This window comes from Glaciimonas sp. CA11.2 (assembly GCF_034314045.1).
In the GTDB taxonomy this organism is placed as follows: Bacteria; Pseudomonadota; Gammaproteobacteria; order Burkholderiales; family Burkholderiaceae_D; genus Glaciimonas.
Map to the genome: position 1 here is coordinate 1,637,250 of NZ_JAVIWL010000001.1, position 16,781 is coordinate 1,654,030.

Genomic DNA, 16,781 nt, shown 5'->3' on the forward strand with positions numbered 1-16,781 from the left:
TATTGGACAGCGCCAGACAGGAGATAACACCATGGACTACCAGTTCGATTTCAGTTTCTTGCTCAATAACTGGCGCGACATACTCGACGGCGTCGGGCTCACCGTTCGCATGTCCGCCATCAGCATTGTCCTGGGCGTCATGTTCGGCTCGGCCTTTGCGGTCATCCGCGTATTTGGCCCGCGATGGGCTGCCAGGTCGGTTGCCTGGTATGTCGACATCATCAGAAATACGCCATTGGTGATCCAGGCATTCTGGATTTTCTTCGGGCTGGCTGCTTTACAGTTTCGGGTTCCCGCTTTAACAGCGGCTATTTTTGCTTTGGTCGTCAATGTCGTCGCGTACACCACAGAAATTATTCGCGCTGGCATTGAGTCGATTCCAAAAGGTCAACTTGAGGCCGCCGAGTGCCTTGGGCTGCCGCGATGGCGCGTTATCTTACACGTCATTCTTCCGCAAGCCATCGAAAAAATGTATCCATCCCTGATCAGCCAGTGCGTATTGATGATGCTGGCAACATCGATCATGTCCCAGATTTCCGCCGAGGAATTGACGGCGATTGGCTATCGGATTCAATCCGAGACTTTTCGGGGCTTCGAAATATATATCGTGCTAGCCGTTGTTTATCTGGCGTTGTCGTGGCTGTTACGGTTGATCATGGAACAAGGGGCCAACTTTGCATTCCCCCGACGCCGTCGCCTTAATGCGCAGCGTTAATCTGAACCGCCAAAGGAAACTAACATGCACGGACTAACGATCGACCATATTTTCTTCATCTTCAAAGGCGCGGGCTGGACATTGATCCTGTCTGCGATGGGCTTTATCGGCGGCACGATTCTTGGCTTGCCCATTGCGTTAGCGCGCAGCAGCAGCAATAAATGGATGCGCCGGATTAGCGGGTTCATGGTGCAGGTAGTGCAGGGCATTCCACTGCCCGTCATTATGTTTGTTGTTTATTTCGGCATCAGCGTGGCAGGTTTTGATCTACCTGCCATCGTGGCCGCCGGACTCGCCTTGACCGCCTATTCTGGCGCCTATCTGGGCGAGATATGGAAGGGCTGCATTCAAGCCGTGCCGCGCACCCAATGGGAAGCAGCCGACTGCCTCGCGCTCACACCGATACAAACCGCTGCTTACGTGATTCTGCCCCAAGCCGCCCGGATTGCCATCCCGCCTACCGTCGGGTTTCTGGTGCAAATTGTGAAAAATTCGTCTTACGCAGTGGTGATCGGCGTCTTCGACCTGACCTACTCGTCAAGAGTCGTTAACAACTCGACGTTTGAACCGTTTCTAGTATTCACCATTGCCGCCATCATTTACTTCGCAATGTGTTATCCGCTTTCCAGCCTCGCCTCAAGGCTTGAGCGGAAATTCAAAAAAAGCTAATAAGGAGACAGGCAAATGAACAGCATCGTCCATTTCGACAAAGTGCGTAAATCGTTTGGTAGCAATGAAATTTTAAAAGGCGTCAGCTTTGACGTGCAAAAGGGCCAAGTCGTCGCGCTGATCGGCCGCAGCGGCTCGGGAAAAAGTACCGCGCTGCGCTGCATTAACGGACTGGAAAGTATCAACGACGGCACGCTCAAAGTGTGCGGCCGCGATATGCATCAAGGCAAGATCGACTTGCATACTCTGCGCAAGGATGTCGGTATCGTGTTTCAAAGTTATAACCTGTTTCCGCACCTGACGGTGGAAGAAAACATCACATTGGCACCACGCAAAGTGAACCGCTTAAATAGCGCCGACGCGCGTGACATTGCCAAAGACGTTCTGCGCAAAGTGGGCCTCGAAGACAAAGCCGCGGCGTATCCGGAGCAACTATCCGGCGGTCAACAGCAGCGTGTCGCCATTGCACGTTCGCTTGCCATGAAGCCAAAACTGATGCTTTTTGACGAGGTGACATCGGCGTTGGATCCAGAACTCACCGGCGAGGTATTAAAGGTGATTGAAAATCTTGCGGCGGATGGCATGACGATGGTGCTGGTGACCCATGAAATGCATTTTGCGCGTAATGTCGCCGACCAAATTCTTTTCATGCATGACGGTGTGGTCTGGGAACGTGGAAACGGCGACATGCTCACGCGACCCGAGACAGCAGAACTGACCCAATTTGTGGGTAGTGGATTTTAATAAAACGGCCGCGAGACCGATAACTAGGAGTGAGACCATGAAGAAACGTAATGTTCTATCCGCCAGTCTGTTGGCGCTTTGCCTGTTGACCTTATCGTCATTTTCTACAGCCAATACGCTGGAAAATATTCAACAACGCAAAAAAATCCTGATCGCCGTCGATATCGGTGCACCGCCCTACGGAATGCTCGATGGCAAAGCTAAGCAAAGCGGTTCCGACATCGAAACTGCTCAACTGCTCGCCAAAGATCTCGGCGTAGAACTTGAAGTCGTCCCGGTCTCCGGACCTAACCGCGTGCCTTTTCTGCTGACCAAAAAAGCAGACCTGGTCATCGCCTCGTTTTCCATCACCGATGCGCGTAAGAAGGTCATTGATTTTTCCAATCCGTATGGCGTCATCCAGGTGGTAGTGGGCGGTCCGGTCAAACAAAAAATCGGCACGTATACCGACCTGATTGGGAAAACCGTCGCTGTCACCCGCGGGACGACCAGCGACATGGAGTTAACCCTTGGCGTGAAGGAAATTTCTGGCGTAAATATTGTCCGATATGAAGATGACGCCACCACCAATACTGCGGTGTCGACAGGTCAGCAAGACTACCTCGCGGCAGCGATGAGTGTGATCCCCGCAGTCAAAAAAGCCAATCCGTCGCGCGATGTCGAAACGAAATTTATCATGAAGACTTTCCCGCTCGGTATAGGCATCCGCAAAAACGATGCCGAGTTGAAAGCCTACCTGGATAAATGGGTCCAGATCAATCTTAAAAACGGCAAGCTAAACGACATCTATAAGAAATATTTTGGCGTCTCGCTTCCTGCCGACATGCTTAACTAAACTGGACGAATGCTGACATGCCTGAGATCAAAAAAGAGATAGCCCCTTCTGTCGTAGTGACGGCCGCGGTAGCGACTGCCCCAACACCCACAGCCCAAGCACCAGAAGCCCATGCAGTGCGACTGCATGCAGATGACGATGTTGTCATCGCGCGCAGTCAGTTAGTGGGCGGTACTGTCCTGACCGGCGAAGATATTCGCGTCTCCGGCTTGATCCCGTCTGGCCATAAAGTAGCGGTGCGACGGATTGAGCAAGGTCAGGCTGTCAAGCGATATGGACAAATCATCGGCTTTGCCAGCCGCACGATTTTGCCCGGCGAGCATGTACATACCCACAATCTGGTCATGGGTGAATTTGTTCGTGACTATGCGTTCTGCGTCGATTCCAAACCCACTGTGTTGAACGAGATACCGGCAACGTTTGATGGTATCGTTCGCGCCGACGGTCGGGTTGCCACACGCAACTATATTGGGATACTAACTTCCGTTAATTGCTCCGCCACGGTGGCGCGAGCGATTGCGGATCGTTTTCGCAGAGATATTTTTCCCGAAGCGTTGCGCGCATTCCCGAACGTGGATGGCGTGGTCGCGCTGACCCACGGCGCCGGTTGTGCCGTTGATCCGGAAGGCGAAGGCCTGGCCATGCTCCAGCGTACGTTGGGCGGCTATGCAAACCATCCGAATTTTGCTGGCGTGTTGGTCATCGGCCTGGGTTGCGAAACCAACCAAATCTCCAGAATTATGGAAACGCAAGGTCTGGTCGAAGCTGACTTTCTCAAAACGTTCAATATTCAGGAAACCGGTGGAACCGCCAAGACCATCACGCGTGGGGTCGACATCATCAACCAAATGCTGACCGAAGCAAACCGGGTTCACCGGCAGCCGGTACCGGCAAGCCATCTGGTTGTTGGATTGCAATGCGGCGGCTCGGATGGCTATTCGGGTATCTCTGCCAATCCTTCCTTGGGCGCTGCCGTGGATCTGCTGGTTCAAAACGGTGGGACCGCAATCCTGTCCGAAACGCCGGAAATCTATGGTGCTGAACATTTGTTGACACGCCGCGCCGTGAGTCGCGAGATTGGCGAAAAACTGGTCAGCCGAATTCACTGGTGGGAAGAATACTGCGCCAGAAACAATGCAGCGATGAACAATAATCCATCCGCGGGAAACAAGGCGGGCGGACTGACTACAGTGCTGGAAAAATCATTGGGCGGCATTGCCAAAGGCGGCAATACCAATCTAGTCGAAGTCTACGAATACGCTCAACCGGTGAAGGCCCGAGGACTCGTTTTTATGGACACTCCGGGCTACGACCCAATTTCTGCCACCGGACAGGTCGCTGGCGGCGCAAATCTCATTTGCTTTACCACCGGACGCGGCTCCGCTTACGGTTGCGCACCCACCCCTTCACTCAAAATCGCGACCAACAACGCGCTCTGGAAGCGCCAGCAGGAAGATATGGATTTGAACTGCGGCACCATTCTGACCGGCGAAGCCACTATCGCAGAAAAAGGCAGGGAGTTGTTTCAACTGATGCTCGACACTGCCTCCGGCAAACGCAGCTGTAGCGAAGTCCACGGTTATGGACAAAACGAATTCGTGCCATGGCAAATCGGCGCGATCACGTGATGATTAGCCCCTTAGAACTCACCTGACATACAGCGAATCGCTTCACAGCTTAAATGGAATAAAAAATCATGACCAATGACAATCACAAGCCTGAATACCGTGGCGTATTTCCAGTAGCGCCGACCATTTTCGACGATCAGGGCAATCTTGATCTGGACGGACAGCGCCGCTGCCTCGATTTCATGATCGATGCCGGTTCGGATGGGATCTGCATTCTCGCCAATTTTTCAGAACAGTTTGTGCTCAGCGATGACGAGCGCACCATTTTGATGAACACGGCGCTGGAACACGTTGCAGGACGCGTGCCGGTCATCGTGACGACCAGCCACTTCAGCTCGCGTATCTGCGCCGAGCGAAGCCGCAGTGCGCAGGATGCCGGTGCGGCAATGGTAATGATTATGCCGCCTTATCATGGCGCCACATTCCGCGTCGCAGAGCGTGGCATTGAAGCTTTTTTCAAGGTCGTCTCCGATGCCATCGATATTCCGATCATGATTCAGGATGCGCCAGCCAGCGGGACAACATTGTCGGCGTCATTTCTGGCAAAAATGGCCAAAGAAATCGCCAACGTTTCTTACTTCAAAATTGAAGTACCGCAAGCTGCGGCAAAGCTGCGCGAACTGATTGAACTTGGCGGCGACGCCATTCTGGGGCCGTGGGATGGTGAAGAAGCCATCACGCTGATGGCTGATCTGGATGCTGGCGCGACAGGCGCAATGACCGGCGGGGGCTTCCCGGACGGGATTCGTAAAATCATCGACGCTTATCAGGCCGGTGATCACGAACAAGCCGCAGCTTATTATCAACAATGGTTGCCGCTGATTAATTTTGAAAATCGGCAAGGTGGTCTGGCGACGTGCAAAATCCTCATGAAAGAGGGCGGAATCATCGCATCAGACGCATTACGCCACCCGCTTCAACCCATCCATCCGGCAACCCGCGACGGACTGATGCAGATCGCGCGCCGCCTCGACCCGCTAGTTTTGCGTTGGGCGAATTAATACAACCGCTTGCGGCAAACCATCGCAGTGCAAGCAGCAGATCTACTTCTTATTTTTCAAGGAATCTTATATGCAGATTTTAGGTGAGTCATTAATTGGCAGCCGCGCTACACGTGGCACAAACGGCACTATCAATGCCGTCAATCCGGCGTCCGGCGCCATACTTGCGCCGCTTTTCGGCGGAGCCACGCAAGAGAACCTTGAGCAGGCATGCGCGTTGGCCTGGCAGGCATTTGATCGTTATCGTGAAACATCGCTTGAAGCGCGAGCGGTTTTTTTAGAGACGATTGCTCAAAACATTCTGGAACTCGGCGACGATCTGATCGAGCGCTGTGTCAGCGAAAGCGGCTTACCGCGTGGTCGCATTGAAGGAGAGCGTGGGCGCACGGTCGGTCAACTTCGCATGTTCGCCGCCGTGGTCAGAAACGGCGACTTTCTAGAAACCCGGATCGATCCGGCGCAGCCAGAAAGAAAGCCGTTTGCGCGGGTAGATCTGCGCCTTCGGAACATTCCGGTTGGCCCCGTCGCCGTATTCGGTGCCAGCAATTTCCCTCTCGCTTTTTCCGTCGCCGGTGGCGATACAGCGTCGGCCCTGGCGGCAGGTTGCCCGGTCATCGTCAAGGCCCACTCGGCACATCCAGGTACGTCCGAGATGGTTGGTCGGGCGATTCAAAAAGCAGTCAGTGATTGTGATTTGCCGGAAGGTACGTTCTCGCTTCTATTCGACAGCGGACGCAGTATTGGCCAAGGCCTGGTATCCGACCATCGCATCAAGGCAGTTGGCTTTACCGGATCACGTGCTGGTGGCACCGCTTTGATGCAACTTGCCGCAGCCAGACAAGAGCCGATTCCGGTGTATGCCGAAATGAGCAGCATCAATCCAGTGCTACTGTTTCCGCATGCGCTGTCCAATCGCGCAGCATCAATCGGCAAGGAATTTGTCAGCTCGCTGGTACTTGGCGCCGGACAGTTCTGTACCAACCCCGGTCTTATCCTGGCCATCGATGGTCCGACTCTGAACACATTTATAGACGCGGCGAAAACTGCGCTGAATGAACAATCGGCATCGACCATGCTGACGCCGGGTATACATCAAGCCTACGACATGGGTGTCACAGCGATTGGCGATCACCCTGACGTTCGCACCGAGGCGCGCGGCAAAGGCGGCACACAGTATCAAGGACAGGCGGCGTTGTTTTCTACTACAGCGGAAGCCTTCCAAAAACATGCCGCATTGCAGCAAGAGATATTCGGTGCATCGTCGCTGATTGTTCGCTGTCCGGATCTGGCGACGATGCTGGCAATTGTAGAAAGCCTCGAAGGTCAATTGACAGCCTCAATTCATATCGAAGAGGCAGATCATGCCGAATTCCGTGGATTCTTGCCTGCGCTGGAACGTCGTGTAGGTCGCATCCTGGTGAACGGATTCGGGACCGGCGTAGAAGTTGGTCACGCCATGGTCCATGGCGGTCCCTACCCGTCAACTGCCGACGGCAAGTCTACATCCGTCGGTAGTCAGGCTATTTTCCGGTTTCTGCGGCCGGTAAGCTATCAAGACATGCCTGAGTCACTGCTGCCCGACGCGCTTAAGACAGACAACCCGCTTGGCTTACTACGCCGCGTCGATGGCCAGTTGCGATTTAATAATGCCAATGTCGTAACGTGATGACGTTGTAGATTTAAAAGACCGTTATCGTGAACATACGCCCCCGAAACATTCTTTTCGGGGTGTATCGCTCAACCGTGTGTGCATCGGCTTTTTACGTATCGATTTGGCCGAAAAAATTTAAAAAGCGCACAAGAAAAAATTCCATACTCAGTCAAGCGAAGTAAGGTTGGCAAGTTTCCAGTCTGCGATACGCTGCTGACCATGCAATCAATCCAGCAATTGCACCACGTCTCTACGATACTTACATTGGCCGCTCAATTGGCAGTCACTCAATCCCCGTGTCATTTCCAGATTAATCGATAGCAACAGTCCGCCACATCTATCCTCCTCTTATCCAAAAATCCTCCACATGCTTTTCAGAAATTTTTCGCAAAGGGCTTAAGGAAACCTCATGTTGGTCGTTATTACTAATGAAATATTAATTTTTCTGGAATGACTTATAAAAAATATTGCATAAATGTCTATGCATTAACAAAAAAACATCTGTTAAATGTTTGATAAGTAGTCGTATATTCCAAAAATAATCAAATTTAAGAAATAGGAGCGAGTTTAGTCTTATTGATCAATAGTCAATATTAAAGAAGTAATGGTGTTCTACCCATTCGGCACCATAGCTGCAGCAACACGCGCTTTGATTAGTGATTTTGTCTGTAATGATGATAGTAATTGCAGTCGCATCGCCTTACTGGTTACCCCGGTAGAACGTAACCGTTGCCAGGATCGCAACGACCAAAATAGCTGTTGTCACTCGGTATACGATTGTTTCTGGTGTACATAAAGGGGTCCTCCTAATGACAAACTTCCTATGGTTCTTTTAGAGCAATTGTTGAACCTGTTTGACTGCAAAACAGAACAGGAATGGAGCGCATCGTTGTTCAAGACTGCAAAAAACAGTGGATTTGAGCAAGTCCTTTACGGCGTTCTACCCGGGAAAAAAAAGCCTGATGTGCTTTCTTTTCTTCAGAGCAACTACCATCAAGATTGGCTGGCAACTTACGAACAATCAGCGCTTCATCGGATTGATCCAGTCTTTGCGCATTGCACTGTTAGCGCGTTGCCGATTATGTGGACGCCGAATACTTTTAAAGGTCGGCTACAGAAAGAGCTATATGAACGGGCTTGCGAGTATAACTTGCGCTTTGGCATCAGCTATCCGGTACATGGGCCGCAAGGAGAGTGTGGGACGCTGAGTTTTGTCGCAGATAACGTGAACCACGAAGCCTATAGCGGACGACCGCTGGTGCTGGGAGAACTATCGTTGATTCGCGATTATGTATTGGAATCATCGCAAAAATTTCTGACAGTATCACCTTCCATTGAAGCGCCAACAAAACTGACAGTGCGTGAACTCGAGTGCATCAAATGGGTAATGTCAGGCAAATCATCGTGGGAAATTTCTCAGATTCTTCATTGCTCGGAAGCGACGATCAATTTTCACGTGGCGAATATGAAAAAGAAATTCAATGTCCAGACGCGACAGCAGGCGGTCATTAAAGCGATTAAAGAAAAATTAATTATCCCTGCGTGAATTTATTGCTACCGTTATTGCTACCGAATTGCCACCTTAAGCGTGAGAGTGCGCCGTCTCTTTGGAAGAAGTTGATCGTAGAACCAACTCTGCTTTTTCCGTTAGCACCATCAAACCCTGAATCTTCAATGGGCAATTACGACCTTCATTGCAATTGTGGTTGCAACATATCGGTGTGGCAGTGTCAGAAATCGGACGTGGTTTTATAGTCTTGTATTTTAATAAAATCTTAGCAATTTGATCCGAATACCACATAGCACACACCAAAAATAAGATGGCTAACCCGATACATAGCCCTATCCATACGTAGCGTTGAATCATCACTTTCCTTTGTTTTTCTGGTCGAGGATTTTTTTAGAAAGCTCGTTAACACTCTTAACGTTTTACAACCTCAATAGTTATACAAAATGCGAAGGGAAGTAACTATCAATTCTGATAGGTTATCGGGATACAGTGCCTCTGATGCACTTCATTAAAGACTTATTGCGTCGCAACTGCACATTCACCCTCGGATGGTCAGATGATGGAATCTCCGCAATTGAATAAGGAAGTCGAAATGGTCTAGACGATTTTGATCGCGCTCGGCCTGCATTCGATCACGAGTGCGTCCAAAGCGTCCGCGTCTGTGAACGGACCTTTGCCGCACTCCGACCGCAGTATCAATGTATCTGACATTAATCTGTCATTAAGCCGTCACTAATGGCCCAAGCCTGACGTGGCGATCAAGTTGATCAATACGATGCGCGGCGAAATTCGCCAGCATCTGAGCGGACGTCAATGCAAGGCGCAACAAGCGCTCCGTGGCAATGATATCCAGCGTCGGCTTGACATCGGTGCCGCGGTCCGCATTGCTTACATGGACCAAATCAAGACATGTTTTTATCCCTTCGCAGACATCCACCGTCAGCGCATAAAATTGCGCGCATTGATTAGTCTGATGATGCAAAGGAAGCCATGAAAATGGCTGATGGAATGCTTCTGGCTCTGGCGGCGGTGGCGGTGTCATGCTCGGCTGGCTCATGATTGCACTCCCGTGTTGACTTGGACAGCTAGGCGCTTAAAGAATGGTAAAGAAGATGCGGTAGACGTGATGGTTCTAAGCATTGTTGATTCCTTTTACGGTTACACCGCATCCCAATTTGAAATGGGGTGGGCGACAAATGGCAAGGTTAGTAGACCGGTACGTTTGGCTGCCGGCAGGCCGAAGCCTCCCTACCAATGTCGCCCATAGAAGGAACAACAATGGCAGACACACAAGAAAGACCGCATTGCGCGGCCTGTGTGCCAAACGTAATCGAGCTACTAAACTCGGCCTCCTTTTTCTCAGAGACAAAAAGAGTATAGGGCATCATGATGCTTTTTGTGAAGTAGATTACCGATTCCATTTCTTCGTCACTTGCTCACAATCAACGAAGAAATGGCGCATCCATCACGAACCCCGCTCCCAATACGCCTGATCGCAAAAAATCATCACTAAAAGTCACGCGTTGGTTTGACAAACCTCGCAGCGTATTTCTACAATGCATGCACGATCTCAAACTGAAAGTGGGCTCTCCCATCGAACACGCTGCCATTCCCCCATCGCCAGTCTTGCAAGTCAACGGGCTGTGCTTCCATTACGCGCAAGGCGCCGTATTCACTGATTGGTCTACGCGTATCCCACCGGGAGTGACACTGGTGCGCGGTGGCGAAGGTAGCGGTAAGACAACGCTGCTACGTCTGTTGGCGGGTGAACTGCCAGCCGCTAAAGGTGATCTGGAGATTAACGGCGTGAAGCTGGTCGACCAGCCTGCCGCCTATCGACGGCAGGTGTTTTGGATCGATATGCGATCAGATGCTTTTGATCAGATGACGCCGGTTGCGTATTTCGCCTCTTTGCACGCTTTGTATCCCGGATTCGATCAGGTCTTGTTGGCCGATTTGATAGACGGTTTGTCGCTGACGCCGCATCTGGAGAAGAATCTTTACATGCTTTCCACTGGGTCAAAGCGCAAAGTCTGGCTGGCGGCCGCTTTCGCCGCTGGCGCAGCGGTAACATTGCTGGACGATCCTTTTGCTGCACTTGATAAGGGTTCCATTGGCTTTGTGATGCGGTTCCTGGACGGAGTGGCGAATCATTCTTCGCGTGCGTGGGTACTGTCGCATTACGAGGCGCCGTGCACTGCGCCGCTGGCCGCGATCATCGATTTGGGGGAATAGCTGGGCTTTATGCAGTGACCGGCGATCAACTTTAACTGATCTTATGGTGGCGCTAGGGCAAATATACGGTTACCCGAGCTTGCCATGCAGCTCGCGTGAAAACGGCAACGTAGTCCCAAAATAGTGCACTGCCGACGTTATGTCGTCTTCCGTGGCAAAATCAAAGAAACTAACCTCCCAATGAAGAGACGAGCATTACCTTTCGCAAGTCTGGTTAGTGCTCTTCACTTTCCGTCTCACACTCCGATCACGCGCATCGACGCTGCTGATCTGGCCGTTCACTCTACAAGGATGTTTTAATGAATCCCCTCGAAGCTCAGCTCGACTACGCATTTTCGGATATTTTGCCGGAGGTTGGCGTTACGCTTGAAGTTGCGCCCGGCGTACGTTGGTTGCGCATGGCATTGCCGTTTGCGCTGAACCATATCAATTTATGGCTGCTGGAAGATAGGTTAGAAACCGCACATGGTGTACAAAAAGGGTGGACCATCGTCGATTGCGGGATTTCAAACGATGCCACGCGGAGTGCATGGGAGAATATTTTTGCTACGCAATTAAATGGTTTGCCGGTGTTGCGCGTGCTGGTCACCCATTGTCACCCTGATCATGTTGGTTCTGCAGACTGGCTTTGTCAGCGCTGGCAAGCGCCGCTATGGATGAGTGCTGGCGAATATTTGTCGGCCCGAATGATGTCGGCAGGATTGCCGGGTTTCGATGGCAGTTCGATGTTGCCGCATTTTGAGATGCATGGCATGCGCGATCCTGAAGTCATTGCGAAGGTAGCGCAACGCAAATCCTATTATCCGGACATGGTTCCCACGGTGCCGCACGCCTATCACCGACTGCATGATCAGCAGAAGTTTCGTATCGGCACGCATGAATGGCGCGTGATTACGGGTTTCGGTCACGCCCCCGAGCATGTGGCGCTGCATTGTCCTGATCTCGATTTACTGATTGCCGGAGACATGGTGCTGCCGCGCATCTCGACCAATGTGTCGGTGATTGCGATCGAACCGGAGTCTAATCCGGTCCAGCAGTATCTGGATTCGCTCGAAAAATATCGCAATCTACCCACAACCACCTTGGTGCTGCCTTCGCACGGCAAGCCGTTCCGTGGCTTACAGACGCGTATCGATCAACTGAAGGACCATCATCGCGACCGACTGGCTGAAGTAGTTGAAGCTTGCGCCACACCGCAGTCTGCCAGCGATATCGTACCGATCATGTTTCCCCGTGCTCTGGACGCGCATCAAATGACTTTTGCGCTCGGCGAGGCGCTGGCACATTTACATAAATTATGGTTTGACGACGTCCTTGTGCGGCGCATGGATGCAGACAATATTTATCGCTTTCAGACGCATTGATGCAACCGGCGCTTTGCCTGATGTCTAAAGTCTAAAGCACAGCCCCCATTTATCTTTACGGGATTAAGATGATCGCCGCGACGCCTGCTCCGCCTTATTACGCTGTGATTTTTACCAGCTTGAAAACCGCCAACGATGAAGGCTACGACGCCATGTCGGATCGGATGGTTTTGTTGGCTCAGCAACAACCGGGCTTTCTTGGGATCGAATCTGCACGGGAAACGCTCGGCATTACTGTTTCATACTGGGCCTCGCTAGAAGCAATACGCGCCTGGAAAGCCAACGCCGATCATCTGGTTGCGCAAGCGTCTGGACGCTCTGATTGGTACTCACACTATAAAACGAGGATTGCCAAAGTCGAGCGCGACTATGGTTTCGAATCTGATTGATTCGTTAAAAAAGTATCATTTTATGGAAACTTAACGTCGGCACACTTATAGGCTCAATTCTTATTTTCATTACGCTAGCGTGGATTTGATGCGTCGATTATGAGAGAATACGGGAAAATTTCCATTGGGAAATGATTGCCGTATTGCTTGATCTCGTTTGTATCGGGCAGGTCGGTAGAGGCTTACCGCGACGCATGATTCACGCGTTGCTCTCCTGTCCACCTCATTTTGCCTACTCGTTTAGCTTACTGACTCAACCCATTTCACACACTCCCCATTATCACCTGATATCCCGCCCGCGCACCCAAAGGCTTGTCGCCCATCTCCGTTGCGTGGATTTTTATCGATCCCAAGTAGCGTACTTATTTGATCGATGCCTGACGACGATATGTCGCAGTCATCGCCATCCAACGCGAACGATCTTCACCATTGCTGCCAACCGGACAGGTTTGGATATTTGGTTTGCAGCTAGGTTTCCGCATAGCCTATCGCCCTTCTACACAATCGATCTCAAACTTATCGGGCAATTGAGACACCGTAATATCCTTACCGGAGAAGTTTCATGAGTTTGTTTCGCACCAAAAACCTCGACCAGATGATCCTCGATAGTCAGAATGATAGTAGTGGCCTGAAGCGCACGCTTGGACCGCTCGATCTGACCTTGCTCGGTATCGGCGCGATTGTCGGTACCGGCATTTTTGTATTAACCGGAACCGGTGCTCTGCTCGCCGGCCCCGGCTTGTCGCTGTCCTTCATCGTTGCCGCCGTAGCTTGTGGCTTTGCTGCATTGTGCTACGCTGAATTTTCCTCTACCGTGCCGGTATCCGGCTCGATCTACACTTATAGTTATGCCACCATGGGTGAGCTGGTTGCCTGGATGATTGGATGGGATTTGTTGCTGGAATACGGACTGGCATCATCGGCAGTCTCGGTCGGCTGGTCGGGTTACTTTCAGTCTTTACTAGCCGGATTTGGCGTTCACATACCGGCCATACTGAGTGCGGCGCCTGGTTCGGTGCCAGGCGTGGAGACGTGGTTCAATCTGCCTGCTTTCATCATCTTGCTAGTCGTCACCGCCTTGTTGTCGATTGGTGTGCGTGAATCAGCGCGTGCCAATAACATCATGGTGTTTATCAAACTGAGCGTGGTTGTGCTATTCATCGTCGTTGGTGCGAACCATGTCCAGCCGGCTAACTGGAAACCTTTTCTGCCTTTTGGCTATCAAGGCGTGTTTAATGCAGCAGCCATCGTATTTTTTGCATTTATTGGTTTCGACGCCGTGACATCGGCGGCGGAAGAAGTCAAACGACCCTCCCGTGATTTGCCAATCGGGATCATCGCTTCGCTCACGGTGTGTACGATATTGTATGTGATCGTCGCCAGCATCATGACGGGCATTGTCCCTTACGAAAAATTTCTCGGCGTCGATCATCCTGTCTCACTGGCCTTGCAATATGCGGGTCAAAACTGGGTTGCTGGCTTTGTCGATCTCGGCGCAATTATAGGAATGACAACAGTGATTCTGGTCATGACTTATGGTCAAACCCGCATATTATTTGCGATGTCACGCGACGGACTATTGCCGAAAAAATTATCCAAAGTGCATCCTCGTTTTGCGACGCCGTTTTTTACTACGTGGCTGGTTGGTATTGTATTTGCGCTGATCGCGGCGGTCGTGCCCTTGGGCGTGTTGGCAGAGCTGATTAATATCGGCACATTGATGGCGTTCTCGTTAATTTCAGCGGCGGTATTGATATTCCGCAAAACACGTCCAGATATCAAACGCCCTTTCCGTTGCCCCGGTGTGCCGTTTGTGCCGTTGGCTGCGATCTTTTTCTGCGTATTTTTAATGTTGCATCTGCAAGCGGTAACGTGGATCGCTTTTGGTTGCTGGCTATTGATTGGGCTGGCGGTGTATTTCGGCTATGCGCGTAAGCGGTCGTTGCTGCATCCGAAGTAAATTTACGGCATCGCACAAATCACACAAAGTGATTTAACGCGTATTGCTAATGGAAAGGCGTTCGATACTAGAAGTATCGAACGCCTTTTTTTACTTTTCTGCTGGCAGGTTTGTCTGGCCCAAACAAACTAAGACAATTTGACCAACATACCATCTAACCAGTTTAGGCTGCGCTTATATCGGGGCCAGCTAGTTACGATGGCTTACGCGCCTTGTGCGGCGCTCTGGCGAATACCAGATCGTATAACCAGTTTGGCAAAATCCGCAATAATTTCGCTACCAGACCCATTTGCCACGGGATGACCTGATAACTATTTCCGCGCGTGATTGCAGCGCAGGCTTGGGCGGCAAACGCGACCGCTGGCATCAAAAACGGCATGCGGTACTGGTTAACCTGTGTCATCGGCGTATCAATATAACCCGGCACTAACGTGATAACTTTAATGCCGCTGGCGCGCAATTCAACGCGCAACGACTCACAGTAGCGCATCACTGCTGCTTTCGAGCCACTATATGCGCCCGCCCCGGGCAAGCCGCGGATACCAGCAACACTGCCAATGCCGACCAAACGACAATCGCGCTGACCGGCTTGCGCTTGTTGTTTCATCGTGGCAATAAATGGGCTGAAGGTGGCAACGGTGGCCAGCATGTTGGTCGCGAATATCGATTCAAATACTTTCTGATCCTCCGCAAATTCGGTCAACGTTCCCTGAGAAATGCCCGCGCTGGCAATCACCACATCGATACCATTGCCCTCTGCAATAAAGTCTGCTGCGGCAATCCGTAACGCCTCGTGATCATTCACATCCAGAACGTATAAATGGTGGCGCTCTCGATGAGGCAAACGGTCTATCAATTGTTGCAACGGCTGACGACGGCGCCCCACCAATCCTAACGTAGCGCCTTGCGCTGCGTATTGCTGCGCAAGGGCAGCGCCAATACCGCTAGAAGCGCCGGTAATAAATACACGTTGCATATGTGTCCTATATAAAAAAAGTCCGCCCTCTGCCGATAAGGGCGGGACGGACTATTTGACAACTTTTTGAGAAGCCTGGAGAAGAATTTTTGCTCGGCCAGGGTACTAAATCAAACAGTATTAAAAGATCCTAATGCACAAAGATCTTAATGTTCAAAAGACAATCTCGGTTTAGGTGTTCGGGCTCCATTACCAGAAGCGCAGATACCGATGACTTGGATCAAAATCGGACTCAAATCGCGTCTAATAGATTTCAGTAACCGTTTAGTAATCGTTTAGCCACCGTTTACACCTATTAAGCTGTTCTTGATGGCTAACGAACAGTTCCCACAAATCCGTATTATTTTTTGGCTTGCGCTGGCGGAGCAGCCGTTTTATTTTTTTCTGCGGTCGCTTTGGCAATCAGAGAATCAACGACTTGCAGCGTGGCAGCAAACAAGACCGGCTCTGGCGCGTTACCCATTGAAGTCCCGACAATCGATGGTGCAGTCAGAAAGCGGCCGTCGATGGCAATCATCGGCACACCGTCAATTTTGTAAGCGTTTTGCAGTTGGGTTGCGCGCATGGCTTTCGATTGCACACCAAACGAGTTGTACACTTCAGTGAACTTAGCTTTGTTCAAGCCTTGCTTAACCGCAAAATCAAGGATCGTTGCATCCGTATCCAGACGCTGGTGCTGGACGTGAATCGCATCGAATACCTTTTTATGCATCGCTGGTACCTGACCCATGACTTCTAATGTGTAATACAGTTTTTGTTGGGGCAAAAAGCGTGGATCAAAAGAGATCGGGACACGCTTGAAATCAATCTTGTCGCCCTGTTTGGCAACCCATTTTTCCAACTCTGGCTCCAACGCGAAGCAATGTGGGCAGCTGTACCAAAAGAATTCAGTGACTTCGATTTTTTTGCCAGAATCAGTGGCTTGCGCGGTATCGAGCAATTTGTAGTCTGTACCTGCGACCGGATTGGCAGGAGAAGCGCTGGCCGATGCGGCGACGAAACCGAGAGTGAGACTAAGGCCGACAATGGCAAATGCACGTTGCAAAAAACGCATGGGATTTCCTTGTTCTAATGATAGACAGTGCGCAATCCCTGATGCTTCAG

The 16,781-nt window shown here is 51.1% G+C and carries 15 protein-coding genes; 12 read left to right on the forward strand and 3 right to left on the reverse strand.

Features of this window, described 5'->3' with window-relative positions:
- Nucleotides 1-31: 31 nt before the first annotated feature.
- From RGU75_RS07000 to RGU75_RS07035, 8 genes are all read left to right on the forward strand, one after another.
- On the forward strand, nt 32-715 hold the full coding sequence (locus tag RGU75_RS07000; protein WP_322234324.1) for an amino acid ABC transporter permease: 684 nt from the start codon (nt 32-34) through the stop codon (nt 713-715).
- A gap of 24 nt (nt 716-739) precedes the next feature.
- Nucleotides 740-1,384, forward strand: coding sequence for an amino acid ABC transporter permease (locus RGU75_RS07005; protein WP_322234327.1), 645 nt, complete (start codon nt 740-742; stop codon nt 1,382-1,384).
- 15 nt (nt 1,385-1,399) lie between these two features.
- Nucleotides 1,400-2,128 (forward strand): amino acid ABC transporter ATP-binding protein, encoded by a 729-nt coding sequence (locus tag RGU75_RS07010; protein WP_322234328.1) that lies wholly within the window; start codon nt 1,400-1,402, stop codon nt 2,126-2,128.
- Between the two features lie 37 nt (nt 2,129-2,165).
- A complete protein-coding gene (locus RGU75_RS07015; protein WP_322234331.1) occupies nt 2,166-2,963 on the forward strand; it encodes a transporter substrate-binding domain-containing protein in 798 nt (265 codons plus the stop codon).
- A 17-nt stretch (nt 2,964-2,980) separates the two neighbouring features.
- Nucleotides 2,981-4,591 (forward strand): altronate dehydratase family protein, encoded by a 1,611-nt coding sequence (locus RGU75_RS07020; RefSeq protein WP_322234334.1) that lies wholly within the window; start codon nt 2,981-2,983, stop codon nt 4,589-4,591.
- 68 nt (nt 4,592-4,659) lie between these two features.
- Nucleotides 4,660-5,592, forward strand: a complete 933-nt coding sequence (locus tag RGU75_RS07025; RefSeq protein ID WP_322234336.1) for a dihydrodipicolinate synthase family protein — start codon at nt 4,660-4,662, stop codon at nt 5,590-5,592.
- Between the two features lie 70 nt (nt 5,593-5,662).
- The gene (locus tag RGU75_RS07030) at nt 5,663-7,258 is read left to right on the forward strand and encodes an aldehyde dehydrogenase (NADP(+)) (protein WP_322234339.1); all 1,596 of its coding nucleotides are present in this window, start codon (nt 5,663-5,665) and stop codon (nt 7,256-7,258) included.
- 808 nt (nt 7,259-8,066) lie between these two features.
- Nucleotides 8,067-8,789, forward strand: coding sequence for a LuxR family transcriptional regulator (locus RGU75_RS07035; RefSeq protein WP_322234341.1), 723 nt, complete (start codon nt 8,067-8,069; stop codon nt 8,787-8,789).
- 685 nt (nt 8,790-9,474) lie between these two features.
- On the opposite strand, the gene RGU75_RS07040 is transcribed toward RGU75_RS07035, so the two are convergent.
- Complete coding sequence (locus tag RGU75_RS07040; protein WP_322234343.1) at nt 9,475-9,810, reverse strand: hypothetical protein; 336 nt, start codon at nt 9,808-9,810, stop codon at nt 9,475-9,477.
- 503 nt (nt 9,811-10,313) lie between these two features.
- On the opposite strand from RGU75_RS07040, the gene RGU75_RS07045 reads away from it, so the two are divergent.
- The 4 genes from RGU75_RS07045 (at nt 10,314) to RGU75_RS07060 (ending at nt 14,701) form a co-directional block, all read left to right on the forward strand.
- Nucleotides 10,314-10,988, forward strand: coding sequence for an ABC transporter ATP-binding protein (locus tag RGU75_RS07045; protein WP_322234345.1), 675 nt, complete (start codon nt 10,314-10,316; stop codon nt 10,986-10,988).
- 299 nt (nt 10,989-11,287) lie between these two features.
- The gene (locus tag RGU75_RS07050; RefSeq protein ID WP_322234348.1) at nt 11,288-12,352 is read left to right on the forward strand and encodes an MBL fold metallo-hydrolase; all 1,065 of its coding nucleotides are present in this window, start codon (nt 11,288-11,290) and stop codon (nt 12,350-12,352) included.
- A gap of 68 nt (nt 12,353-12,420) precedes the next feature.
- On the forward strand, nt 12,421-12,741 hold the full coding sequence (locus RGU75_RS07055; protein WP_322234350.1) for an antibiotic biosynthesis monooxygenase: 321 nt from the start codon (nt 12,421-12,423) through the stop codon (nt 12,739-12,741).
- Nucleotides 12,742-13,303: 562 nt separating this feature from the next.
- On the forward strand, nt 13,304-14,701 hold the full coding sequence (locus RGU75_RS07060) for an amino acid permease (protein WP_322234352.1): 1,398 nt from the start codon (nt 13,304-13,306) through the stop codon (nt 14,699-14,701).
- A 193-nt stretch (nt 14,702-14,894) separates the two neighbouring features.
- On the opposite strand, the gene RGU75_RS07065 is transcribed toward RGU75_RS07060, so the two are convergent.
- Complete coding sequence (locus RGU75_RS07065; protein WP_322234355.1) at nt 14,895-15,677, reverse strand: SDR family oxidoreductase; 783 nt, start codon at nt 15,675-15,677, stop codon at nt 14,895-14,897.
- Nucleotides 15,678-16,017: 340 nt separating this feature from the next.
- Complete coding sequence (locus tag RGU75_RS07070) at nt 16,018-16,731, reverse strand: thiol:disulfide interchange protein DsbA/DsbL (RefSeq protein WP_322234357.1); 714 nt, start codon at nt 16,729-16,731, stop codon at nt 16,018-16,020.
- Between the last annotated feature and the right edge of the window lie 50 nt (nt 16,732-16,781).

Excerpts from the sequence above, each read along its gene's own strand:
- RGU75_RS07000 (WP_322234324.1), top strand. The coding sequence starts at position 32 with ATGGACTACCAGTTCGATTTCAGTTTCTTGCTCAATAACTGGCGCGAC.
- RGU75_RS07005 (WP_322234327.1), top strand. The coding sequence starts at position 740 with ATGCACGGACTAACGATCGACCATATTTTCTTCATCTTCAAAGGCGCG.
- RGU75_RS07010 (WP_322234328.1), top strand. The coding sequence starts at position 1,400 with ATGAACAGCATCGTCCATTTCGACAAAGTGCGTAAATCGTTTGGTAGC.
- RGU75_RS07015 (WP_322234331.1), top strand. The coding sequence starts at position 2,166 with ATGAAGAAACGTAATGTTCTATCCGCCAGTCTGTTGGCGCTTTGCCTG.
- RGU75_RS07020 (WP_322234334.1), top strand. The coding sequence starts at position 2,981 with ATGCCTGAGATCAAAAAAGAGATAGCCCCTTCTGTCGTAGTGACGGCC.
- RGU75_RS07025 (WP_322234336.1), top strand. The coding sequence starts at position 4,660 with ATGACCAATGACAATCACAAGCCTGAATACCGTGGCGTATTTCCAGTA.
- RGU75_RS07030 (WP_322234339.1), top strand. The coding sequence starts at position 5,663 with ATGCAGATTTTAGGTGAGTCATTAATTGGCAGCCGCGCTACACGTGGC.
- RGU75_RS07035 (WP_322234341.1), top strand. The coding sequence starts at position 8,067 with ATGGTTCTTTTAGAGCAATTGTTGAACCTGTTTGACTGCAAAACAGAA.
- RGU75_RS07040 (WP_322234343.1), bottom strand. The coding sequence starts at position 9,810 with ATGAGCCAGCCGAGCATGACACCGCCACCGCCGCCAGAGCCAGAAGCA.
- RGU75_RS07045 (WP_322234345.1), top strand. The coding sequence starts at position 10,314 with ATGCACGATCTCAAACTGAAAGTGGGCTCTCCCATCGAACACGCTGCC.
- RGU75_RS07050 (WP_322234348.1), top strand. The coding sequence starts at position 11,288 with ATGAATCCCCTCGAAGCTCAGCTCGACTACGCATTTTCGGATATTTTG.
- RGU75_RS07055 (WP_322234350.1), top strand. The coding sequence starts at position 12,421 with ATGATCGCCGCGACGCCTGCTCCGCCTTATTACGCTGTGATTTTTACC.
- RGU75_RS07060 (WP_322234352.1), top strand. The coding sequence starts at position 13,304 with ATGAGTTTGTTTCGCACCAAAAACCTCGACCAGATGATCCTCGATAGT.
- RGU75_RS07065 (WP_322234355.1), bottom strand. The coding sequence starts at position 15,677 with ATGCAACGTGTATTTATTACCGGCGCTTCTAGCGGTATTGGCGCTGCC.
- RGU75_RS07070 (WP_322234357.1), bottom strand. The coding sequence starts at position 16,731 with ATGCGTTTTTTGCAACGTGCATTTGCCATTGTCGGCCTTAGTCTCACT.